Source organism: Rubritepida flocculans DSM 14296, assembly GCF_000425365.1.
GTDB lineage: Bacteria > Pseudomonadota > Alphaproteobacteria > Acetobacterales > Acetobacteraceae > Roseococcus > Roseococcus flocculans.
The window spans coordinates 14,156-35,454 of record NZ_KE384355.1 but is presented as its reverse complement, the minus strand read 5'-3'; the positions used below and the strand labels follow the sequence as shown (position 1 = coordinate 35,454).

Genomic DNA, 21,299 nt, shown 5'->3' with positions numbered 1-21,299 from the left:
GGAGGCTCGAGGAGAAAATGCCTGCCCGCATCGACGACCTCCTGGTGCTGAACACCGCCGTCAGCAAGACCGACCTCGCGAAGTACCTGCGCGACCGCGAGGCCGTGCTGCCCTCCGACTTCGGCGGGCTCGGCGATGGCGTGGCCGATGATCGCGCGGCCATTCAGGCAGCATTTGATCGGGCCGCGACAGATCAGAAAATGGCGATCATCCCGCCGGGCACCTGGAACGTCTCCGGCACCGTCACCCTGCCGGGTGCCGCGCGCGGCCTGATCATGCAGGGCACCATCCGCTACACCGGCACCGCACCCACCAGCGTGCTGGTGCTCGGCGATGGCGGCACGATTCGGAATGGCGAGAAGCTGTACTCGGGCCTGAACGTGATCCGGCAGACCATCTCCGATTGGTCCTCAGAGGCCGATATCGGCATCACCGTGCGCAATGTCGACGCGAGCCAGATCGAACTGCGCCGGGTCGAGGGGTTCACCATCGGCATGCGCACGCTGGGCGACGGCCGCGGCGTGGAGGACAGCACCTTCACGCTGGGGCGCATCGTCAATTGCCGCATCGGGCTGGATGTCTGGTGTGCGACCGCCACGGCCTGGAACACCTCCATCCGCTACTACGGCGGCCACTTCGCTTGCGCCACCGGCATCAATGCGGCGCAGGACCGCTTCGGCGTGCGTTTTGGTAATGAGCCCGGCGCCTACACCAATCACAACCGGCACATCTTCGACGGGCCAAACTTCGAGCTGCGCCAGGCGGGCTCCAACCTCGCCATCCCCTTCCTGAACCAGACCAATGGCAGCGCAATCATCGGCCGCAACCTCCGCATGGAGGCCTGTTCGCCCATCGTCGCACGGCACACCGCCGGCGCGCAGGACTGCGAGTACGACGTCGCCTGGACCAACACCTACCTGGTCGGCATCGACTACACGCCCACGGCCAATCGCTGCGGCAACGCGGTCATCAACCGCCACCGGGCGCCGGCGTCGCGGTTCCAGCGCTACCTGGCTGGGGTGGACAACGTCCGGGCGAAGGCCTTCCGGCAGTCAGCGACCGAGATCGGCGTGGAGGGGCTGTGCACCATCGCCACCTCCACCACCACGGCCACCTACATCTCCGACTTCAGCTTCAACGGGCTGGCGGGGCTGACGCCAACCGGGCGCGGGGTGCAGCTCTCGGCCAACCGCGGACTGGGCTGGGTCGTCGACACCACGCAGGCGAAGGAGTTCGCGCTGGCGCATGCGCTGGTGTTCGGCGTGGCCGGCGGCCGGCTGTTCGTGCGCTGCTTCGACGGGGCGGGGAACATCCGCGAGAATGTCGCGGGCGACGTGCTCGCATCCATCACCACCATGCAGTGGAACGGGCCGGCGAAGGGGTGGAACGCCGGCGCGCCGATGGACGATGCCAACCTCAACCGACGGCAGACGCTGCGCATGGGTTTGGGCGTGGCCTTCGCGCAGGTGGGGATCGTCGGCTTCGATGGGGTGATCGAGCTGGAAGCGCTGCGGCTCTATGGGCTGCCGGAGTCAGCGCCCGGCATCCTCAATGGCACGCCGACGCTGCCGGAATCGGGGCAGCGCGAATACGCCGCCGAGGACAGCTGGGACCTTCCGAGCCTCGCCGCAGGGGCGACCAGTCTGCGGGACATCACCGTGGCAGGCGCGAGGCCGGGGGATATCGTCAGCGCCTCGCTCGCAACCAGCAGCCGGTTCTTTGAGCTCGACGCGCATGTGTGGAGCAACAACACCGTGCGGGTGATGGCGCGCAACATCTCCAACACCACCATCGATCTCGGACCAGCCACACTATCGGTCAAGGCTGACAAGCGAAGGGTGCCATAACCGAACCGGCTGTCGCCGTCAGGCCGGGTCAGCACCGCGCATCCGCAGCCATGCGAAATGGGTCGCGTCGGCCCGCCAAGCCATGACATCGTACACCTCAGGCTCGCGGCCCGGAACCTCCATTCCCGGCGTGCCGATCGGCATGGCGGGGACTGCGATGCCGACAACGCCCGCAGGCCGTTCGGCAAGAAGGCGCCGGATGGCGTGCGCCGGGACGTGCCCGTCGATCGCGAGCCAACCCGCGACCCGCCCGGCGTGGCAGGAGAGCAGGTCCGCCGGCGTGCCCAGCATACGGCGGTACGGCGCCACCGTGGGCACGACGCGGTCGGTCACCGCGAAGCCCTCGGCGCGCAGGTGCTCGACCCAGCCGCCGCAGCAGCCGCAATGCGGGTCGCGCCAAACCTCCGCCGACTCTCGCCGCTGCGCGTGCGCCGGCGCGGCAAGGGCAACCAGGGCGGTGGTGAGCAGGATTCTCCGGGCGTTCATGGGCGGCTCCTCAGTTCTGCACGCGGTGGCCGTGGTCGGCCGGGTGGACGGATACCATCTCGGCCGCGGCGTAGAAGACGAGCAGGACGACGGCGATCTCGACGCGGATCGACAGGGCGAGCCGCGCGTCCGCTCCTTCTTCGCGCCGTTCAAGGGCCGGGGTGTGCCGCAGCCGATTCCAGCCGGCGAGGGCGAGCGCGGCGAGCACCGCCGCCACCTTCCAGCCGAGCGCCCAGCCGTGCCAGGCGTCGAGGATGCGGTCGAGGCGGACCGTCAGATACCAGGTCAGCAGCAGCCCCGTGGCGATCATCGCCACCACGGCGACGGTGGCGGCGGTGCTCCAGTCCCGCAGCAGCGCCGCGGCCGAGGCGCCATCGCGCCGGCGCGCTACCCAGAGCAGCGGCGGCAGCGAGCCGACCCAGAAGGCCACGACGGCGAGATGCAGCACGACGAGCGCCGCGATCTCCTGCCGCGGGCGGTAGAGCATCGAGTGACCCATGGCCGCGTAGGAGCCGAGGACGAGGACGGCGCCGACCGCGGCCACCGCCGGCCCGATGCGCCATGCCGTCGCCGCCGCGGCGAGCAGGACGAGGCCGCCGGCCCGCAGCCAGAAGGCGTCCCCGATGCGCGACCGCATGACGGCCGCCCAGACGTCCGGGTCGGTAACGCTCGCGCCGGCCGTCAGCACCAGCACGCGCAGCGCCAGCGCCGCAACCGACAGCGCGAGCCCAGCTGCCACCGCGGCGATCAGCGTCCGGCGCAGCCGCGCCGCCTCCGCGGGCTCGAGCCGGTGGCCGAAGGCGATCGCGAAGAGCGCGAGGCCCGCCGCGCCGATCGTCGCGACGTAGTAGAGCGCCCGCAGGACAACGGTGAGGCCGTCGAGGAGGGAGGGATCGGGCTGGAGGAATTCCAGGATCATGGGCTTCGCGGTGGCTCGACGCGGAAGGTGAAGGCACCGCCGACCGGGTGGCCGTCGGCGGAGATGATGCGCCACTCGGCGCGGTACTCGCCGGGCGCGAGCGGCGGCAGCGCAACGGTCTCGCTCGCCGCCCCGCGGATCGCCCGGCGCGGTAGGGCGACCTCCTCGCCGCCCACGCGGCGCAGCCGGAGCGCGGTGAGCTGCACGCGCTCGTTGAAGTGCAGTTCGATGCGCTCCGGCGGGCGCTCCAGCACGGCGCCCGCGGCGGGGACCGAGCGGCGCAGCTCGGAGTGCGCCGCCGCGGGCGCGGCGACGCCGGCAAGCGGGGCGAGGAGGAGGGCCCGTCGCCTCAACGGGCCGGCAGGCGCTGGAGGATCGCGCGCATCTGGGCGATCTCGCGTTCCTGGTCGCGGATGATGCTTTCGGCCAGCGCCCGCACTTCCGGATCGCGGCCGTGTTCCAGCACCACGCGCGCCATGTCGATGGCGCCCTGGTGGTGCGGGATCATGCCGGCCGTGAAGTCGCGGTCGGCGTTGCCCGTGAAGGTGATGGCCATGTCACGGTGCATCTTGTCGTTCACCGCCATGAAGGCGCGGGTGGAGGGCGATGCATTGGCCGGTGCCGCGGCGCCATGGTTGTGTGCGCCAGGGGCCTGCGCGGCGCGCGGGGCGGAATGGCCTGGGCCGTGGTGATGTGGGGCCTGCGCAATAGCGAAACCTGCGCCTCCGGCCAGTGCCAGGGCGATGGCGGCGGTGGCGACGAGTGTGGTGCGGCGCATGGCGGTGGTCTCCTTCAACGATACATGGCTTCGTTAGTCTGCGGTGGGCGACGTAGCTTCTCGCCTTCATGACAAAACATGTCAGGCATGATCCGCAGGCCGCGCCAGCGCGTCCAGGATCGGGCAATCCGGCCGCGCATCGCCGTGGCAGTGCGCCGCGAGACGTTCCAGTTCATCAGCCATCCGCGTCAGCGCCGCCGCCTCCTCCCTCAGGAGCGTCGCCTGGGCGAGGGCCAGGCGCTTCACCTCGGCGCTGGAACGGCCACGGTCCTGCCACAGCGCCAGCAGCCCGCGGATGCGCTCCATGCCGAAACCCAGGCGCCGCGCTTGGGCCACGAAGCGCAGCGTGGCGAGGTCCGCCGCGGTATAGGCCCGATAACCCGACGGGCCGCGCGCCGCCCCGGGTACCAGTCCCGCGGCTTCCCACGTGCGGATGGCTTTCGAAGACACGCCTACGGCGCGCGCCACCTCGCCGACCTTCATGTGCCCGCCCTCCGCAGCCGCAGCGCGTTGCCGACCACGCAGACGGAGGACAGCGCCATCGCCGCCGCGGCGAGCATCGGTGACAGGAGACCCAGCGCCGCGACCGGGATCAGCAGCGCGTTGTAGCCAAAGGCCCAGCCCAGGTTCTGCCGGATGTTGCGGATGGTGGCGCGCGACAGAGTCACCGCGGTCGCCACGCCATGCAGGTCGCCACGCATCAGCACGACCTCCGCGGCTTCCACCGCGATGTCCGTGCCGCCGCCCACCGCGATGCCGACATCGGCGGCGGCCAGAGCCGGCGCGTCGTTGATCCCGTCGCCCACGAAGGCGACGCTGCGACCGCCCTGACGCAAGCGTCGCACCGCCTCGACCTTCCCCTCCGGCCGCACCTCAGCCACCACTTCGGCGATCCCGAGCGGGCCGGCCACCGCCTCGGCCGTGCGGCGGTTGTCGCCCGTCACCATGGCCAGCGAGAGGCCCATGCCGCGCAGCGCCACCACCGCGCCTGGTGTGGTCGCCCGCAGCGGGTCGGCCACGGCCAGCAAGGCGGCCAGCCGCCCGCCCACCGCGGCATAGAGCGGCGTGCGTGCGGCCTGCCCCGCCGCTGCCGCCATCGCCGCAAAGGCCGCCACGTCGAGGCCGAGCGAGGTCATGAAGCGGTCCGCGCCCAGCTCCACCCGCCGGCCGCCCACGGTCGCGCGCACGCCGCCGCCCGGCAGCGCCTCGAAATCCTGCGCTGCCGGCACGTCCAGCCCGCGCGTGCGCGCCGCCTCGCGGATGGCGTGGGCGATGGGGTGCTCGGACCGCGCCTCCGCCGCGGCGGCCAGCGCCAGCACCTCGTCGGCGGCGAAGCCCTCTGCCGGGTGCAGGTCGGTCAATGCGGGCCTGCCCTCGGTCAGCGTGCCGGTCTTGTCCATGGCCACCACCTGCACGCCGCGCAGCGCCTCCAGCGCCGCGCCACGGCGGAACAGCACGCCCAGCTCCGCCGCGCGACCCGTGCCGACCATGATGGAGACCGGCGTGGCCAGGCCCATCGCGCAGGGGCAGGCGATGATGAGCACGGCGACAGCCGCGACGAGCGCCTGGGCCACGCCGCCGCCCGCCAGCAGCCAGCCCGCGAAGGTCAGCACGGCCAGGGCCATCACGGCGGGGACGAACCACAGCGTGATGCGATCCACGGCCGCCTGAATGGGCAGCTTGGAGCCCTGCGCCTCCTCCACCATCCGCGCGATACGCGCGAGCGTGGTGCCGGCGCCGACCGCCGTGGCGCGCAGCCGCAGCGCGCCGGCGCCGTTCACCGTGCCGCCCGTCACCGCGTCGCCGGCCAGCTTGGGAACCGGCAGCGGCTCGCCGGTGATCATCGCCTCCTCGACATGGGAGGCGCCGTCGAGCACCAGGGCGTCGGTCGGGATACGCTCGCCGGGGCGCACCAGCAGCACATCGCCCACCCGCAGCGCTGCGGCGGGAATCTCCGTCTCCGTCCCGTCGCGCTCCACGCGCGCGACGGCGGGGGCCAGCTCCATCAGACGATGGATCGCCTGGGACGCCTGGCCGCGCGAGCGCGCTTCCAGCCAGCGGCCCAGCAGGACCAGCGCCACGATGACGCCGGCGGCCTCGAAATACACGAAGCGGCTTTCCGCCGGCACCAGCCCGGGCGCCAGCAGCACGACTACCGAGAAGACCCAGGCCGCCGAGGTGCCGAGCGCCACGAGCGAGTTCATCTCGGGCGCACCGCGCAGCAGCGCCGGCCAGCCCGCCCGATGGAAGCGCAAGCCGGGACCGAACAGCAGGGCCGTGGCCAGCGCGGCCTGGACCCACCAGGACGCCGCCATGCCGATCGTCGTCTCGATGACGTGGTGCCAGGCGGGGATCAGGTGGCCGCCCATCTCCAGCAGCAGCAGCGGCAAGGCCAGGATCAGCGCGATGATCGTATCCCGCTTGAGGGACCCGTCCTCGCCGTGCTCGTGCGCGCCGTGCGGGGCCGCATCGGCGGGCGGGACGTGCGCCGCATAACCTGCCCGCTCGACGGCGGCCCGCAGCGCGGCCGCATCGACACCCCCCGCGTGATGCACGGTGGCGCGCGACGTTGCGAGATTGACCACCGCGCCGTCCACGCCGGGCACACGGGCAAGCGCCCGCTCGACGCGCCCGACGCAGGAGGCGCAGGTCATGCCCTCGACCTGGAGGGCGGTGGTGGCCCCGCCGGTAGGACCTTGGTGCGCGTGCGTGCTCATGCCAACTGAGGTGGTGTGTTCCCCCGGGGGAAGGTCAATGGCCAGGGGACGAGTCGGCGAGGGCTGCCTGCCAGCCATCGGCCTGCAGCGCGGCGAGCGCCACCTGAGCGTCGGCCGGACCTTCCAGCGTGACGAGCCGGCGGTCGAGATCGACGGTGACGATCACGCCGGGCACTGCCTCGCGCAGGCTCGCGGTCACGCCCTTGGCGCAACCGCCACAGGTCATGTTGGGGATGTGGAAGCGGGTCATCGATCGGCTCCTTTGCCCCGCACAGATGCCCCCTTGCCCCACGGCAAGGTCAAGGGGACGCATAGCCGCGCAGCCGGGCGTACATCGCCCGCTGCGCCTGCGTCATCGCGTCGCGCGTGCCGAGATGCGTGCGAAGATGGGCCGCCCGCACCCTGCCATGCGCCAGCGCGGCGGCCGTGACGGCCGCGTCCACCTCGGCCGCCGTCGCAGTGCCGCGGGCGAACACCGCGTCCAGCGCCCGCTCTGCAGCAATGACGGCCTCACCCAGCGGCACGGCCTCGGCGAGCATCGCCGCGCGAAGCTGCTCCATCGTGGCCCGCTGGGCGGGCGACAGCCCGAGCCGGTCGGCCAGCTCGAGCGCGTGCATCGGCCCGGGGTATCCGTTCAGCTCCGCCGGCAGCGCGAGGCCCATGCCGCGCCCCGCGCGCAAATCGGCGGCATCTTGGGCGCTCAGCCCCGCGGCCTCGCGACCCTGGAAACCGGCATAGGGCGCCGCGTGCCCGGCATGCCCGTGCCCGCCATGCTGGGCGGTGGCAGGCGCGGCGGGAGCGAGGAAAGCGGCGGCGAGCGCCAGGGGAATCAGGTGACGGAGTGGCATGCGCGGGTCCTGATGGTCATTGATCAGTGAAGGTTAGGAGGGCGACGCCACAGGCGCGTATGATCCGCGTCATACGCGCCAGAAGCTCCCCTGATGAATGACGACCTGCTGTCCATTCTGCCCGCCCCGCGCCGCCGCCTTCTGACGCGCGGAGAGGCGCTCTTCCATGCTGGCGACACGTCAGTGGGCCTCGTGGTCGTGCGCGCAGGCCTGCTCGAATTGGTGCGCGTCTCGCCCGAGGGGCGCCGGTCCGTTCTGCACCGGGCCGGGCCCGGCGAGACCTTCGCTGAGGCGTCGCTGTTCGAGAAACGTCACCATTGCGACGCCATCGCCGCCACCCAGGTCGAAGTGGACGTGTACGGCGCCCATGCGGTGCGCCGGGCCGCGGCAGCGGACCCCGCGCTCGGTTGGCGCATCGCCGCGCACCTCGCGGCGAGGCTGGTGGCCGAGCGTTCGCGGGCGGAGCGCCTCATCCGCCCGCGTGCCGAGGACCGCCTGCTCGATGTGCTGCACGCCTTGCCGGCCGAGGCGGACGGCACCCGTCGTCCCGGGCGCAGCTGGAAGGCGATGGCGGCCGAGCTCGGGCTCTCGCACGAGGCCACCTACCGGGCGCTGGCGCGATTGGAGCAGGCAGGTCGGCTCAGGCGGCTGGGGGATGGCCGCATCCGGCTCGCCCCAGACGCCTGAGCCGGCGAGGCGGCCTCCTCAAGCCGCCATGCTCGCACACTCATCCGCACAGCGGCGGCAGGCTGCGGCGCAGGAGCGCATCGCCTCATCCGCGTTCTGGTGGCCGCTGCAGCTCTGCTCGCACTCGCGGCAGATCTCGGCACATACGCGACACAGATGCGCGTGATGCGTCGAGCCGCGGATCATGAAATCGGCGCTGGTCGCGCAGATTTGCGCACAGTCCATCATGATGCGGATATGGCTGACTTCCGCGTGGTGGCCGCCCATTGTCAGGCAGTGTCCGATTGTCGCGAGGCAAGCCTGGTGGCAATCGAGGCAGGCGCGGATGCAGGCAGCCATGTCGTGGTGTTCGTGATGCATGGGGTCTTTCCTCCTTGTGCCAACCAAAGAGAAAACCCGGCGTGCCAACGCCCGTTGCCCGTCACAGTTTGACAAAGTGTGGCGCGGGCTGGCCGTCAAGTCGCCTCGGCCGGCAGCGTGAGGCGCACCACCAAGCCTCGCCCGTTCGCACCATCTAGGAGGGTGAGGGCGCCGCCGCTCGCCTCGGCAAAGCGCGCGGCGATGGCAAGGCCCAGGCCGCAGCCACCGCCGCCACGGGACGCATCGAGTGGCACGAAGGGCGCGAGCGCCCGGCCGCGGTCGGCTTCGGCGATGCCGCCGCCCTGGTCCGAGACCTCGACGATGACCCGCCCGGACTCCTGGCGTGCGACCAAGCGAACAGGCCCGGAACCGTGGCGAACCGCATTTTCCACCAGGTTGGACAGCGCCCGCTTGGCGGCCAGGCGCCGCAGCGGCAGCACCACGCGGGCCGGGCCTTCATAGGCGGCATCGGCGCCGGCATCCGCGGCATCCGATGCGAGGGTCTGCAGGATCGCCGCCAGGTCGGTGGCCGCCACCGGCTCCGCATCGCGTCCCTCCCGCAGATAGTCGAGAGTGCGGCCGACCATCTGTTCCATCTCGGCGATGTCTGCTTCCATCCTCGCGCGCTCCTCACCCTCGGGCAGGAAGCCTGCGCGCAGGCGCATCCTCGCAAGCGGTGTGCGGAGGTCGTGACTCATGGCGGCGAGCGCTTCCGTCCGGTCATCCACGAGGCGCCGGATCCGCTCCTGCATGGCATTGAACGCGACGGCGGCGTGGCGCACCTCGGTGGGGCCATCCGCCGGCACTGGGTTCGCGCGCACATCGCGACCAATCGCATCGGCGGCGTCGGCCAGGCGCCTCAAGGGACGCGTGATCCATCGAATGATGAGGATCGAGGCGAGCGCGATGCCCGCAGCCATGGCGACCATGGAGAGCACCGCGCCGCGATCGGCCAGCGGCGCGCCGCTGAACCAGGGTGCCGCGAACACGATCCAACCCCCGCTTTGAACAGGGACCGCCCCGATCAGGCGATGCCCGATCTCGGCTTTCGGGTCCCATCCGATCCGTGCCCCTGGACCCAGGCGCCCGAGCGCGGGGAGGAGTACGTCCGGCACCACAGCTCCTGCCGCGAGCGGTGGCTCCCGATCCCAGTGCAGTTCCAGTCCTGGGCGCGACTGCGCATGGGCCGCGGCATCGCGAGCTGGCTCCGGCAGGCGGTCCACGGCGCCGGCCGCTGCGCTGACCAGATCGGCAAGGCGCTCCAGCCGTGCCCCAGTCTCCGCACCGTGTAGCGAGCGCTCGTGTACCCACATGCTACCCAGGTGCAGCAGCATCAACCCGCCCACCAGAAGCAGCGTCACGCGCCCAGCGAGGCTTGCCGGCCACCGCCGAAATCGCCGCGGCAGCGCTGTCATCCGCGCGACACCTCCGCGACCAGCACATAACCCGCGCCGCGAACCGTTTTGATCAGCGCCGGACTTGCCTCATCGGGCTCGATCTTGCGGCGCAGCCGGCTCACTTGCACGTCGATGGTTCGGTCGAAGGGGTCGGCACTCACCCTACGCTTTCCCACCTCCAGCAATTGCTCGCGTGAAAGCACGCGACCAGGGTGCTCCAGGAAGGCAAGCAGCAGATCGTATTCGGCCCCCGACAGGTCGACCGAGGCGCCGTCAGGCGCCGTCAGCTCCCGCCGCGCCGTGTCCAACGCCCAGCCGGCGAAGGTGATCCGGCGCGAGCGCTGCACGGCAGGCGCTTCGACAGGGGTGGTGCGGCGCAGCAGCGCGCGCACGCGCGCCACCAACTCGCGCGGGGCAAAGGGTTTGGCGACATAGTCGTCCGCGCCGAGCTCGAGCCCCAGAACGCGATCCATCTCCTCTCCGCGCGCCGTCAGCATCATCACCGGTGTCCGGCTCCGCTCTCGCAGCCGGCGCAGCAAATCGAGCCCCGAAGTGCCTGGCAGCATCACGTCGAGCAGGACAAGGTCCGGCTCGCCGGCTGGGCTCTCCAGCACCTCCCACATCTCGCGTCCATCGCGTGCGGCAGAGGCGCGGAACCCCGCCTCGCGGAGTAGCCGCGTGACGAGATTGCGCATCTCGCCGTCGTCCTCGACGACGAGCACATGCGCTTCGCGGTCCAGCAGACGGCGTTCCGGGCCTTCGCTCATCACTGCACTTTCCGGCCTTACTCGACCGGCGTGAAGCGTGCCTGCCGCTGCGTTTGACCAGGCAGCGTCAAAGTGGCGACAACCCGCATGGCGCGATCCGCCCGAAACTCGCCCCGCGCGACCAGGTAGGCGTTGTTCTCAGCCGGTTCGAGCCGGATGGTCTGCTGGCGGCCTTGGGCCAGCACGATCAGGCTGCCACTGGCGCCGGCGGCCGGTACCGGGCGGTCCTGTGCGTCGAGCACCCAGATACGGATCTCGCCGTCCCGCGCCAGCACCTCGACGTGCCGATCGCCCACATCTCCGATGATGCCGCCATTCACCCCACGCTTTCCCTCGCCATGCGCCAAGGCTGGGCCGCCACCCAGGGCCAGGAAGGCGGTCAATACCGTGCGACGCGTGTTCATGTGCTTGTCTCCTCGATCAGAAGGTTTCGATGGCCGGTCGGGTGGTGGCAGTCGCTGCCGCGACGCGGCGCTCCTCCGCCTCTGCGCGCAACCGCTCCAGTGCCGGCCGTCCGTAGCGGTGGAAGAGGATCGGTGTGACGAAGGTGTCCAGCAGCGTGGCCGATACCAACCCGCCCAGGATCGTGATCGCCACCGGGTGGAGGATCTCCTTGCCCGGCGCATCGGCGCCGATCGCCAGCGGAATCAGCGCAAGGCCCGCTGAGAGTGCCGTCATGAGGACGGGCGTCAACCGCTCGGCACTGCCGCGCAGCACCAGGGCAAGCCCCCAGCGCTCACCCTCGTGCAATGCGAGGTTCAGGTAGTGGCTCACCTTGAGGATGCCGTTGCGCGTGGTGATGCCTGTCAGCGTCACGAAGCCCACCATGGTGGCGACGGAGAGCGGCTGCCCACTGATCCAGAGCGCCGCCACGGCACCGATCAACGCCAGCGGCACGTTGCCCATGATGATGGCGGCGAGCATGGCCGAGCGGTAGCGCGAGTAGAGCACAACGAAAATCAGGGAGAGCGACACCACGGCCAACACGCCGATGGTCCGCATCGCCTCCTCCTGTGCCTGGAAGGTTCCCTCCAGGCTGGTGGTATATCCGGGCGGCATCGGCATGCGCGCGACCTCCTCGCGGATGGCGGCGATCACCGCGGCCATGTCGGCCCCAGGGGCGGTGTTCGCGAGCACCACCATGCGGCGCCGCGCACCCTCGCGCAGGATCTGGTTCGGGCCGTCGGCTTCCTCCACGGTCGCGAGCATACGCAGCGGGACGCGGCCACCGGGCGTTTCAACAAGCGCCTCGGCCAGGCGCGCCGTCGTTCGGTCCGCATCGGAGAGCCGCATCACCACGTCGAAGCGGCGCGGCCCATCCATGATCTGGCTGATGACTGTCCCGCCAGTCAGGGATTGCAGCGTTTCGGTGAGCGCGGCGGCGGAAACGCCGTAGAGGGCGGCGCGTTCATGATCCACCGCGATGCGGAGCTGGGGTACACGGACCTGCCGCTCCAGTTGAAGATCGGCGAGCCCCTGCACGTTGGCGGCCAGCCGGACGCGGAGCGTCTCCGACAAGGTCCGCAATGTATCGAGGTCGTCGCCGAACACCTTCAGCGCGATCTGTGCCCTGACCCCGGAGAGCATGTGATCAAGCCGGTGGGAGATCGGCTGGCCAAGATTCACTGCTGCTGGAAGCGCCGATAGCCGTGTGCGGATATCGGCCAGAACCTCGGCGCGCGGCCGGCCACTCTCACGCAGGTCCAGGTCAAGCTCGGAGGTGTGAACACCCTCGGCATGCTCATCAAGCTCCGCACGCCCGGTGCGGCGCCCTACACCCTTCACCTCCGGCACCGCCATGACCAGGCGCTCGGCGACCGTCCCGAGAGCATCGGACTGCGCGAGCGAAATTCCAGGCTGATAGGTCAGGCTGATGACAATCGTGCCCTCGTTGAAGGGCGGCAGGAACGCGCGCGGCAGGTAGGCAGCGGCCACACCTGCCAACACCACGCCGGCACCGGCGAAGCCGAGCACGAGCGAGCGGTGCCCGAAGGCCCAACGCAGCGCCCTTTCATTGCCGGCCTTGAGTTTGCGGACCAGCCAGCCATCGCCGTGCGCCATCCGCTTCATTCGCGGCAACATGTAGTAGCACAGCACCGGTGTGACGGTGATCGAGACCAGCAACGAGCAGAGGATCGAGACGATGTAGGCCACGCCCAATGGGGCGAAGAGCCTGCCCTCGATGCCCGACAGCGCGAAAAGCGGCAGGAACACGAGTACGATGATGAGGGTGGCGTAGACGATCCCCGACCGTACCTCGGAGCTCGCGGCTGCGATGACCTGCAGCGCACCGTCCGGCACAGGTTTCTCACGATTCTCGCGAAGGCGACGGAAGATGTTCTCCACATCCACCACCGCATCGTCCACGAGTTCGCCAACGGCGATGGCGATCCCGCCCAGCGTCATCGTGTTGATGGACAGTCCGAATGCCGCGAAGATGATGGCAGTGAGCAGGATCGAGAGGGGAATCGCGGTCAATGAGATGAAGGTCGTGCGCGTGTTCAGGAGGAAGGCGAACAGCACGATGGCGACGACGATGAAGGCTTCCGCCAGCACCTGCTGGAGGTTGGCGATGGAAAGCTCGATGAAGTCAGCCTGACGAAATTTGACGCGGTCCGCGACCACGCCGCGCGGCATGCCGCGCTGCAGTTCGGCCAGCGCTTGCTCCACGGCGCGGGTCAGTTGGATGGTGTCCGCCCCCGGCTGCTTGCCGATGCCGAGGATGACGGCCGGGCCGCCATCCACGCCGGCATCTCCGCGCTTGGCGCGTGCACCGAATTCCACTTCCGCCACTTGCCGGAGCGCAATGGGCTGACCCTCACGGAACCCCACGGTCGCGTTGCGCAAATCCTCCAGCGACGTGGTGCGCCCGATGTTGCGGATCATGAACTCGCGGCCGGCCTGGTCGACATAGCCGCCGCCCGCGTTGACGCCGAACTGACGCAGTGCCGCCACCATCTGCTCGTGGGTCAGATCGAGGGCGTGCAGACGCGCCATGTCGGGCATGACGCGGAACTGGCGGACCTCACCGCCGATCGGAATCACCTGGCTGATGCCTGGGATCGTCAGCAGGCGCGGCCGCATCACCCAGTCGGCGATCTCGCGCAGTTGCATGGGCGTGACGCTGCCATCCGCCGGCGCGGTGACGGCCACCAGCATGATCTCCCCCATGATGGAGGAGACGGGAGCCATGGACGGCAGGATCCTGGGCGGCAACTGTGCCTGGATCTGGTTGAGGCGCTCGCTCACCTGTTGGCGCGCGCGCCAGATGTCCTGCCCCCAATCGAACTCCACGAAGACGATGGACAGGCCGACCGAGGAGACGGAACGCACCCGGGTAACACCAGGCAGCCCATTGACCGCTGTCTCGATGGGGAAAGACACCAGCTGCTCAACCTCTTCAGGCGCGAAACCCTCAGCCTCCGTCATGAGCGTGACGGTCGGCTTGTTGAGGTCCGGAAAGACATCGACCGGCATGCGCGAGAGCGTCCACATGCCGTACCCAGTCACGAGCAGTGCGGCGATCAGGACGAAGAGACGATTGCGGAGCGAGAAGCCGACGAGTGCATTGAAGAACATGGTTCAGCGCACCTGCGCTATCAGGTTCGCGCCTTGGATCACCACCCTGCGTCCTGGCTCCAGGCCCGCAGTCACGACGACGCGCGTGCCATCGAGCGGTTGCACGCGCACCTGGCGGGGTGCGAAGCGCTCTGCCGAGACATGCTCGAAGACCACGGGCGGTCCCTCTGCCGAGCGCACGACCGCATCGGCCGGCAACACGACGCCACGAACCGAGCGCGCCGTGCGCAGGGTCACCATGACCGAGGCCCCGATGGGTGCATCGGCGGGCGGATTTTCGACGCGGAAGTTCACCGGAACGGCCTGCTGGCGCACCGTGAGCCCCCGCCCCATGAAGGAGAGCTCCACCGAACGGCCATCGGCCAGCGTGGCGGTGGCGCCCGTGACGTTGTCGATCCCCTGCCGGTCGAAGGCGAGCGCCTCCACCCAGAGGCGCGACGGGTCCACGATGTCGAAAACCGACACCTGGCTGTCGACGAGCTGGCCGACGGCGCCGCGCACGGCCGAAACCACGCCCGAGACCGGCGCCACCAGCGCTTCCCGCCCGGACAATGCCGGCTGAATGGCGGCGCGGCGCTGGCGGGCGCCTGCCAATTCGGCCTGCGCCTCCGATATCTCGCGCTCGGACACGCTACCGCGCAACGCCACCAGACGACGTACGCGCGCCTCGAGGATGGTCAGTTGCGCGTCAAGTTCGGCCGCATTCTGGACCAGGCCGCCGCGCTCCGCTGCGCTGTAGGTCGGGGTCACGAACGCCAGCACCTGACCGCGCTGCACGCGCTGGCCGAGAATGGGGAAGCCCTGCTCGCTGGGTTCAAGGCGGCCAGGCTGCGAGGACTGCACGCGGCCCGATGCGTTGGGGTCAGGCACCAGCGTGCCGACCATCCGCAACGTGGATGCCGCGTCGCCGCCGGCCGCCACCTGGGTTCGGATGGTCAACAGGCGCTGCGAGCCCTTGGGCACGAAGATCGCTCCGTCCTCCAGACGGCGCGGGGCTTCGAAGGTCGAAGTCGAACCCGGTGCGGCCCCATGACCTGGGTCTGCCAGGGCCGGTGAGGCGAGCAGGCTCCCCAACAGGACGAGTGCCGCGGCACGCCGCGCCAGGGCCGCAGGCTCCGTGACCAGGGGCTTGGCGGCCGGCGGTGCGGCGGGCTGACCCTCCTCAACCATCGGTGGAAGCTCCCGGCGGACGCTCCCGCGGCCCACGAGAATGCCCACGACCAGCAGCATCAGCCCGATCGCCAGCTGCGTTGCCGTACTGCGAAGAAAAGCAAGTGCCGACGCCCCGGCTCCGTGGGCGGCCGGCGCCTCGGGAACCTCAAGCCGCGCGGTCAGGAGATCCATCTCTTCGCCGGCAGTCACCGTGAATACCACGTCACGCGGGCCCGCGCGCGCCAGGAGGGGGGAGCGGGCGACGAACAAGCCAATGCCCTGCCGCTCCGTTGTCACCTCCTGCCCGTCGATCGAGAGCGTGACGCTTCCATCGACAGGTGCGTTATCGGCCCAACGGTCAAGGTAGATCGTCAGGACTCCGCCTGGCTGCAGGACGGCGACGATCTCGAACACGTCCGTGTGGGCTTCGGCGCGCGGCAGCGCGGCAGCTACAGTCGCCGGCTCGTCGTCGTGCCCCGGGTGTGCGAGCGCGGGAGCTGAGGCGATGGAAAGCAGCAGGACAAGGCTGCGAAAGACGTGACGCATCACCGGGGTTCCACTCCAAGATACTGATTGACGTCGGAGGCGGCGCGTCCGGCTTCGGCGCGCGCCCGCCGGCGTGCGGCGTCGGCGTCCGCCAACTGGCCGCGCACGCGCACCAGTTCGATGAGCGGAAGCTGCCCCGCCCGATAGGATTGCTCGAACAGTCCCGCCTGTTGGCGCAGCGCGGCGTGTCGCGCTTCGGCGAGACGTGCCAGTTCGAGTGCCGTCTCCCTTGCGGCCCGGGCGCGATCCATAGAACCGCGCAGGGTGCGCTCGGCAGCGGCCAGCTCTGCCTCCGCGGCAACTGTCCCGGCGCGCGCCTCGGCGAGCTGCTCGCGGTATGTCGGCCCGTGCCTGAGCGGGAGGGCACCGCCCACCATGAGGTTGGGCTGGAGGGCATCCCCCCGTGCGTCGCGCTGCCAGCGAACCTGCCCGTTTAGGGTCGGGTTCTCTCGATCCCGCGCGGCGGCAAGACGCTCGCCGGCACGTCCCGCCTCCACCGCGGCTCGGCCGGCAACCAGCCGAGGGTCGGCATCGGAGGGCGCTTGCCTGCCATTCGCCTGGGGGGAGGGACGCTCCTCACCGCCAGCGCTGGGCTCGGCGCCGGTGAGGGTGCGGAAGGCGATCGCGGCTTCGCGCGCCGCGAGACGCCGCTCGCGCAATGCGCCCTCTGCCTCTCGCAGCGCGGCAACGGCCACCAGGCGATCAGCCTCGGGAGACTGTCCAGCCCGCACCTGTCGGGTGAGGTCACGCTCGAGTGCCGCGGCCTGGCTGACGCGCGCCCGTTGGGCCTCTTCCTCGGCGGACGCGATGGCCCAGGTCCAGTAGGCCGTCCGGACCTCGCCAGCCAGCAGGAGGCGCTGTCTGGCTATCTGCGCGGCGAGTGCAGTCATCTGCGCATCTGCTGCGCCGCGCAGGGCACGCGCCTCTCCCGGAAGCCAAAGCGGGGCCGTGCCGCCGGCCTCCAGTTGCAGGTAGCCCCTGTTCTGGGCGATCGCATCGGATCGCACCCCACCCTGCACAGTGGGGGCCAGCGGAAGCAGCGCATCTCCCCGTGCGCGGCGCGCCACTAGAACGTCGCGCTGCGCCTCGAGTGTGCGAAGTTCCGCATTGAGGCCGAGCGCACGTGTGAAGCCCTCGCGCAGATCGGCCGCGCTTGCGCCGTGTGCGGACAGCGTCGTCAACACCGCTGCGGCGAGCAGGAGGGGGATCATTCGGGCAGCACCCCCTGCGCCTGGTTCAGGACCGATACGCTGCGGGCAGCGTTCACACGTGCGCGACGGAGGGCCGCGTCCGCATCCGCCAACTGGCCGCGGACACGCACCAGCTCGATCAACGGCAGTTGCCCAGCACGCAGCGCGGCCTCAGCGAGAGCAGCCTGCCGTCGCACCGCATCATGACGGGCCTGGGCAGTGACCATAACGGCCTCTGCGGTTTCGCGAGTTGCACGCGCGGCGTCTGCCGCCGATGCGACCGTGCGCTCCGCGCTGTGCAATTCCGCAACACCCGCCGACATTGCAGCGCGTGCCTCTGCAAGCCTCTCGCGCTGAAGCGGGGGATTCTGGAAGGGAATTGCCATCCGCAGCAGCACGCGTGTGCCCCACGGCTGTTCGAAGGCGTCGCGTTCGTAGCGGAGCTGGACCCCGATCTCGGGATTGGCGCGGTCGCGTGCTGCGACCAGCCGCTCCTCCCGCTGCGCTGCCCCGATCGCCGCCTGGGCTGCGCCGATGCGAGGGTCTGTCGCCACCCGTCCTGGTGCAGGCGACTCAGGTGGCCCGGCGGATGGCATGGTGCCGGTCAAGGTGCGGAACGCGATCGCGGCGGCGCGCCGATCAAGCTCGGCAGTCTGGAGGCTCGCCTCGGCCTCGCGCAGATCGGCGAGCGCGAGCAATGCCTCTGTCTGGGGCATGTTGCCGCCGCGCACCTGGCGCGCGGTGTCACGCTCCAGCGACCGAGCGAGCGTGACTCGCTGCTGCGCGGCTGCACGTGCGGCATCCGCCATTGCCCAATTCCAGTAAGCGGTCCGGACTTCGCCGGCCAGGAGGAGCCGACGTCGTGCGCCCTGGGCGTCCAAGGACGTGACCGCCGCCTCGGCCGCCTGGCGGAGCGCACGCGCTTCACCGGGCAACCACACGGGCACATCGAGTTCGCCCTCATATTCGCGAAGGCCACGATTGCCGCTCAGCTGGTCGGAACGGTAGGCGAGTGCCGCGACCGGTGCACCCGGCAGGAGGGAATCTGCGCGGGCAGCGCGGGCCAGCGCCGCTTCTCGCCGGGCGGCGATACTGCGCAACTCGGCATCCAACCTCGTAGCCGCTGTGAAGCCCTCTTGCAGATTGGCAGCCGACGCCAAAGGGGGCGTCAGCCAGAGCAACCCGGCGACAACGGCGGTAGTGCATCGCGCACTGGCCCTGATCATGGAGTCGCAGTCCCTGTAGTACCGATTGGTCCTGGTGCCCGCTCGCGCACGACGATGCTTGTCACCAGTGTGACAAAACATGTCAGGCGTAGCGGACCAGCGTCTCCATGCCGCGCACCTGGTGGTAGAGATGGTGACAGTGAAACGGCCACGGGCCGGGGTTGTCCGCCTCAAAGGCGATCGTCACGCGCTGCATCGGCGGCACCAAAACTGTGTCGCGGCTCGCGCCCTGAAGCCGGCGTCCGTCGATGGCCACGACCTGGAAGCGGTGACCGTGCAAGTGCATCGGGTGGGACATCATGGTGGTGTTGCGCAACTCGAGCTCGATGCGCTCGCCCCGCCGCAATGGCGGAACGTCGCCCATCCCCCACCGATAACTGGCCATGTCGCCGGTCAGCGGCACGATGACGCTCCGCGCGGGGCGCACCGGTATGGCGGGACCGCGCATCCGTGTTTCGAGTTCCAAGCCGATGGCCGGGGCGGGGTCTCCGAGCTCTGAAATACGGCGAATGGGCGCCCCCGGTGGTCGCAGCAGGATGGCCGTGCGCTCTCGCGCACCTTCGCGGCGGAACATCACGGGCACGACACCCGTTCCTGCCGGCATATCCAGCAGAACGTCGGCCCGCTGCGACACTGCCAGCGGCACGGAGGAGACCCTCAACGGCTCGGCCAGGTCGTCCCCGTCCACGGCGACCAGGGTTCCGGACAACTCGCCGAGGTCGAGATGGAAACCTGTGGCTGCGGACCCGTTGATGACGCGGAGGCGTACGCGCGCCCGCGCCTCGATCGCGACCACCTCCGGATCGTCGAGGGTTCGGTCGTTGGCGAGGTAGGCATCGTACTCGATGTCGTTGACGTCCATCGGCATCGCTCCCCGGCGGGCGAGTCCGACAAGACCGCGCAGCCGATCGACAAGACCCATGCCGCCCATGGCGCCATGGGGCGCTGCTGCCGACCCGTGCGGGACTGCGCCCCCTTCACCACCGAGCAATCGGGCCAGCAATTCATCGGCCGGGGTGAAGCTGAAGTCTTGCAGCAGCACGACGACCTCCTGCTCGTCGCGCGGTGAGGCATGGCGCACGATGAGCGGCGCCGCCATCAGGGCCTGCTTCTGCATGCCCAGGTGGCTGTGCATCCAGTGTGTGCCCGGCTTGTCGAGCGGGAAGCGGAAGTCCTGGCTTGCGCCCGACGGAATCGGCTCCATCGAAACACCCGGCACACCGTCTTGGCGCCACGGTGGCGTTGGGCCGTGCCAATGGATGCCGGTCGGCTCGGCCTGGTCGTTGACGACGCGGACGGCAAATCCGTCGCCGGCGCGGCCCGTCCATCCAGGGCGGCCATCCTGACCGACCAGCCCGAAGACGCGCGCCGCTCGGCCTTTGATGTCGATCTGTCGGGTGGTGACTCGGATGGTGAAGGGCGCTTCCTGCGCCATCGCACCGACGTTCGCAGGGAGAGACAGCGCCACGGCGCTGAGCAGAAGATCACGGCGGTTCATCGGGAGATGCCTTGGCGAGGTGCGGAGAGGGGCGGGGGTCGATGGCCCCCGCCGAGGGTCTTCAGCGGCTGCCTGCCGGCCGATGACCATGCTCCACCACCGGCTGACCATCGACGTTGTCCACCACGCGCGCCGCAGTCGGGAAGCCGAAGGACCCACGCTGCGGGCCGGTGTAGGTGATCGAGTTGTCGTCCGCGCCTCCGGTCGGGCGAGCGACGCCGTTGGAGGCGGCGTCGTGCGTGCTGCCCGCGGGGCGGTGGATCTCGGGCGTGCCGTCGCCGTTCGCGCCGACGACGTGCGGCACGAAGGCGCCCGCCTCAGGGCGCCCGCTGGGGTCGTGGGCCATCGCAGCGCCTGCGATCATGGCGAGGCCGACGGCAAGGATGAGCGGGTTGCGCATGCGTTCATTTCCTTCATTTCGAGGCGGCGGATGCCGTTCTCATGAAGGCTTTGTGCGCGTGTTCACCCGACAGAGCTTCTCATCGCTGTGACAAAGTTTGTCAGGTAGAGAAGCTGTTCAGGACGGGTCCCGAGCGGGCGCACCCCAGAGAATTTCATTCTCCGGTTCCTACCGCTGCTCCATTCTTCTCTCTCACAACCTGTCTCTCCTGGTCAGTGCACCGCGCTGAGGCGCAGGTTTGGCCTGGGTTTACGCGGCCGGGTTGATACTTCGACGTCGCAGCGACAGGCCTTTGGGCGTCTCTCTCCGCCCATTTCTCTCCGGACCTTGGGACTTGGCCGATTCAGTCTACAAGGGTTAGGCGGTTGTTTTTCCATTGCTTTCTGCGGGAGTCCGCGGTTCGGATTCAGCGAAGCGATTGCCGGGGCAATCGGCGCGGCGCGCTGAACTTGCCGCCTGACACGCCCCCCTTTCGCGAGATCAGGACCCGTCACGGTGGTGATCGGAGCCGCACCCGTCCTACTGTTTGCGGCCGCTCCGGGCGCCGCTACGCTCAATGGCGGGACCATACCGGCGCGGCCAGCGCTGCGGTTTGCCGCCGCGGCCGCCCCGGGGCATCGCTACACTGACGAATGACAGCACACCGTCGCGGCGCGAGTTGCGGTTTGCGGCCGCCCCGGGCATCGCTACACTTCGCGCCGGCGAGCGCGTCGAGCGCCGTTTCGCTGCGGTTTGCGGCCGCCCCGGGCATCGCTACACTCAGCGTCTCGCCGGGCAGGACCGGCGCGCAGCTGCGGTTTGCGGCCGCCCCGGGCATCGCTACACTGGCATGGCCCATGGACCCGGACAGGTCCACGCTGCGGTTTGCGGCCGCCCCGGGCATCGCTACACTTCTCCCTTGC

Annotated in this window: 21 protein-coding genes; 2 read left to right on the top strand and 19 right to left on the bottom strand. The window is 70.1% G+C overall.

Annotated features, from left to right (window positions below; translation table 11 throughout):
* Positions 1-17 precede the first annotated feature (17 nt).
* Complete coding sequence (locus H596_RS0119105) at positions 18-1,847, top strand: pectate lyase family protein (RefSeq protein ID WP_027286216.1); 1,830 nt, start codon at positions 18-20, stop codon at positions 1,845-1,847.
* 18 nt (positions 1,848-1,865) lie between these two features.
* Here the strand turns inward: H596_RS0119105 and H596_RS0119100 are convergent, their stop codons facing one another.
* From H596_RS0119100 to H596_RS22590, 8 genes are all read right to left on the bottom strand, one after another.
* Positions 1,866-2,333 (bottom strand): DUF411 domain-containing protein, encoded by a 468-nt coding sequence (locus H596_RS0119100; RefSeq protein ID WP_027286215.1) that lies wholly within the window; start codon positions 2,331-2,333, stop codon positions 1,866-1,868.
* A 10-nt stretch (positions 2,334-2,343) separates the two neighbouring features.
* Positions 2,344-3,252: a CopD family protein gene (locus H596_RS22600; protein ID WP_051213474.1), complete on the bottom strand. Its 909-nt coding sequence runs from the start codon at positions 3,250-3,252 to the stop codon at positions 2,344-2,346.
* Positions 3,249-3,605 carry a copper resistance CopC family protein gene (locus H596_RS0119090; RefSeq protein WP_027286214.1) on the bottom strand — a complete coding sequence of 119 codons (357 nt, stop codon included), beginning with the start codon at positions 3,603-3,605 and terminating at the stop codon, positions 3,249-3,251. The genes H596_RS22600 and H596_RS0119090 overlap by 4 nt, the downstream gene beginning before the upstream one ends.
* Positions 3,602-4,048, bottom strand: a complete 447-nt coding sequence (copM, locus tag H596_RS0119085; protein WP_245584085.1) for a CopM family metallochaperone — start codon at positions 4,046-4,048, stop codon at positions 3,602-3,604. Before copM ends, H596_RS0119090 begins: the two co-directional genes overlap by 4 nt.
* 63 nt (positions 4,049-4,111) lie before the next feature.
* Positions 4,112-4,513, bottom strand: a complete 402-nt coding sequence (locus H596_RS0119080; protein WP_027286212.1) for a MerR family DNA-binding protein — start codon at positions 4,511-4,513, stop codon at positions 4,112-4,114.
* Complete coding sequence (locus H596_RS22595) at positions 4,510-6,747, bottom strand: heavy metal translocating P-type ATPase (protein ID WP_156910202.1); 2,238 nt, start codon at positions 6,745-6,747, stop codon at positions 4,510-4,512. The genes H596_RS0119080 and H596_RS22595 overlap by 4 nt, the downstream gene beginning before the upstream one ends.
* A gap of 34 nt (positions 6,748-6,781) precedes the next feature.
* Positions 6,782-6,997, bottom strand: a complete 216-nt coding sequence (locus H596_RS23680; RefSeq protein ID WP_027286211.1) for a heavy-metal-associated domain-containing protein — start codon at positions 6,995-6,997, stop codon at positions 6,782-6,784.
* A 49-nt stretch (positions 6,998-7,046) separates the two neighbouring features.
* Complete coding sequence (locus tag H596_RS22590; protein WP_051213468.1) at positions 7,047-7,595, bottom strand: Spy/CpxP family protein refolding chaperone; 549 nt, start codon at positions 7,593-7,595, stop codon at positions 7,047-7,049.
* Between the two features lie 93 nt (positions 7,596-7,688).
* On the opposite strand from H596_RS22590, the gene H596_RS22585 reads away from it, so the two are divergent.
* Positions 7,689-8,282, top strand: coding sequence for a Crp/Fnr family transcriptional regulator (locus tag H596_RS22585; RefSeq protein ID WP_051213466.1), 594 nt, complete (start codon positions 7,689-7,691; stop codon positions 8,280-8,282).
* Between the two features lie 18 nt (positions 8,283-8,300).
* Here the strand turns inward: H596_RS22585 and H596_RS0119055 are convergent, their stop codons facing one another.
* From H596_RS0119055 to H596_RS24470, 11 genes are all read right to left on the bottom strand, one after another.
* Positions 8,301-8,642 carry a four-helix bundle copper-binding protein gene (locus H596_RS0119055; protein WP_027286210.1) on the bottom strand — a complete coding sequence of 114 codons (342 nt, stop codon included), beginning with the start codon at positions 8,640-8,642 and terminating at the stop codon, positions 8,301-8,303.
* Positions 8,643-8,737: 95 nt separating this feature from the next.
* Complete coding sequence (locus H596_RS0119050) at positions 8,738-10,003, bottom strand: ATP-binding protein (RefSeq protein ID WP_169579900.1); 1,266 nt, start codon at positions 10,001-10,003, stop codon at positions 8,738-8,740.
* 50 nt (positions 10,004-10,053) lie between these two features.
* Complete coding sequence (locus tag H596_RS0119045; protein WP_051213460.1) at positions 10,054-10,806, bottom strand: response regulator; 753 nt, start codon at positions 10,804-10,806, stop codon at positions 10,054-10,056.
* Positions 10,807-10,823: 17 nt separating this feature from the next.
* Complete coding sequence (locus tag H596_RS23195; RefSeq protein WP_051213458.1) at positions 10,824-11,210, bottom strand: hypothetical protein; 387 nt, start codon at positions 11,208-11,210, stop codon at positions 10,824-10,826.
* Between the two features lie 16 nt (positions 11,211-11,226).
* Positions 11,227-14,385, bottom strand: a complete 3,159-nt coding sequence (locus H596_RS22575; protein WP_051213456.1) for an efflux RND transporter permease subunit — start codon at positions 14,383-14,385, stop codon at positions 11,227-11,229.
* 3 nt (positions 14,386-14,388) lie between these two features.
* Entirely contained in the window at positions 14,389-16,083 is a 1,695-nt protein-coding gene (locus H596_RS0119030; protein ID WP_037302124.1) for an efflux RND transporter periplasmic adaptor subunit, read from the bottom strand.
* Positions 16,083-17,294, bottom strand: coding sequence for a TolC family protein (locus tag H596_RS0119025; RefSeq protein ID WP_027286206.1), 1,212 nt, complete (start codon positions 17,292-17,294; stop codon positions 16,083-16,085). Before H596_RS0119025 ends, H596_RS0119030 begins: the two co-directional genes overlap by 1 nt.
* Entirely contained in the window at positions 17,291-18,499 is a 1,209-nt protein-coding gene (locus H596_RS22570; protein WP_037302121.1) for a TolC family protein, read from the bottom strand. Before H596_RS22570 ends, H596_RS0119025 begins: the two co-directional genes overlap by 4 nt.
* Before the next feature lie 82 nt (positions 18,500-18,581).
* Positions 18,582-19,997, bottom strand: a complete 1,416-nt coding sequence (locus H596_RS0119015; RefSeq protein WP_027286204.1) for a multicopper oxidase family protein — start codon at positions 19,995-19,997, stop codon at positions 18,582-18,584.
* A 61-nt stretch (positions 19,998-20,058) separates the two neighbouring features.
* Entirely contained in the window at positions 20,059-20,397 is a 339-nt protein-coding gene (locus H596_RS0119010) for a hypothetical protein (RefSeq protein ID WP_027286203.1), read from the bottom strand.
* 553 nt (positions 20,398-20,950) lie between these two features.
* Positions 20,951-21,299 (bottom strand): hypothetical protein (locus H596_RS24470; protein ID WP_211225323.1); only part of this gene is annotated, 349 nt, incomplete at its 5' end.

Excerpts from the sequence above, each read along its gene's own strand:
- H596_RS0119105 (WP_027286216.1), top strand. The coding sequence starts at position 18 with ATGCCTGCCCGCATCGACGACCTCCTGGTGCTGAACACCGCCGTCAGC.
- H596_RS0119100 (WP_027286215.1), bottom strand. The coding sequence starts at position 2,333 with ATGAACGCCCGGAGAATCCTGCTCACCACCGCCCTGGTTGCCCTTGCC.
- H596_RS22600 (WP_051213474.1), bottom strand. The coding sequence starts at position 3,252 with ATGATCCTGGAATTCCTCCAGCCCGATCCCTCCCTCCTCGACGGCCTC.
- H596_RS0119080 (WP_027286212.1), bottom strand. The coding sequence starts at position 4,513 with ATGAAGGTCGGCGAGGTGGCGCGCGCCGTAGGCGTGTCTTCGAAAGCC.
- H596_RS22595 (WP_156910202.1), bottom strand. The coding sequence starts at position 6,747 with ATGAGCACGCACGCGCACCAAGGTCCTACCGGCGGGGCCACCACCGCC.
- H596_RS23680 (WP_027286211.1), bottom strand. The coding sequence starts at position 6,997 with ATGACCCGCTTCCACATCCCCAACATGACCTGTGGCGGTTGCGCCAAG.
- H596_RS22590 (WP_051213468.1), bottom strand. The coding sequence starts at position 7,595 with ATGCCACTCCGTCACCTGATTCCCCTGGCGCTCGCCGCCGCTTTCCTC.
- H596_RS22585 (WP_051213466.1), top strand. The coding sequence starts at position 7,689 with ATGAATGACGACCTGCTGTCCATTCTGCCCGCCCCGCGCCGCCGCCTT.
- H596_RS0119055 (WP_027286210.1), bottom strand. The coding sequence starts at position 8,642 with ATGCATCACGAACACCACGACATGGCTGCCTGCATCCGCGCCTGCCTC.
- H596_RS0119045 (WP_051213460.1), bottom strand. The coding sequence starts at position 10,806 with ATGAGCGAAGGCCCGGAACGCCGTCTGCTGGACCGCGAAGCGCATGTG.
- H596_RS23195 (WP_051213458.1), bottom strand. The coding sequence starts at position 11,210 with ATGAACACGCGTCGCACGGTATTGACCGCCTTCCTGGCCCTGGGTGGC.
- H596_RS22575 (WP_051213456.1), bottom strand. The coding sequence starts at position 14,385 with ATGTTCTTCAATGCACTCGTCGGCTTCTCGCTCCGCAATCGTCTCTTC.
- H596_RS0119030 (WP_037302124.1), bottom strand. The coding sequence starts at position 16,083 with ATGCGTCACGTCTTTCGCAGCCTTGTCCTGCTGCTTTCCATCGCCTCA.
- H596_RS0119025 (WP_027286206.1), bottom strand. The coding sequence starts at position 17,294 with ATGATCCCCCTCCTGCTCGCCGCAGCGGTGTTGACGACGCTGTCCGCA.
- H596_RS22570 (WP_037302121.1), bottom strand. The coding sequence starts at position 18,499 with ATGATCAGGGCCAGTGCGCGATGCACTACCGCCGTTGTCGCCGGGTTG.
- H596_RS0119015 (WP_027286204.1), bottom strand. The coding sequence starts at position 19,997 with ATGAACCGCCGTGATCTTCTGCTCAGCGCCGTGGCGCTGTCTCTCCCT.
- H596_RS0119010 (WP_027286203.1), bottom strand. The coding sequence starts at position 20,397 with ATGCGCAACCCGCTCATCCTTGCCGTCGGCCTCGCCATGATCGCAGGC.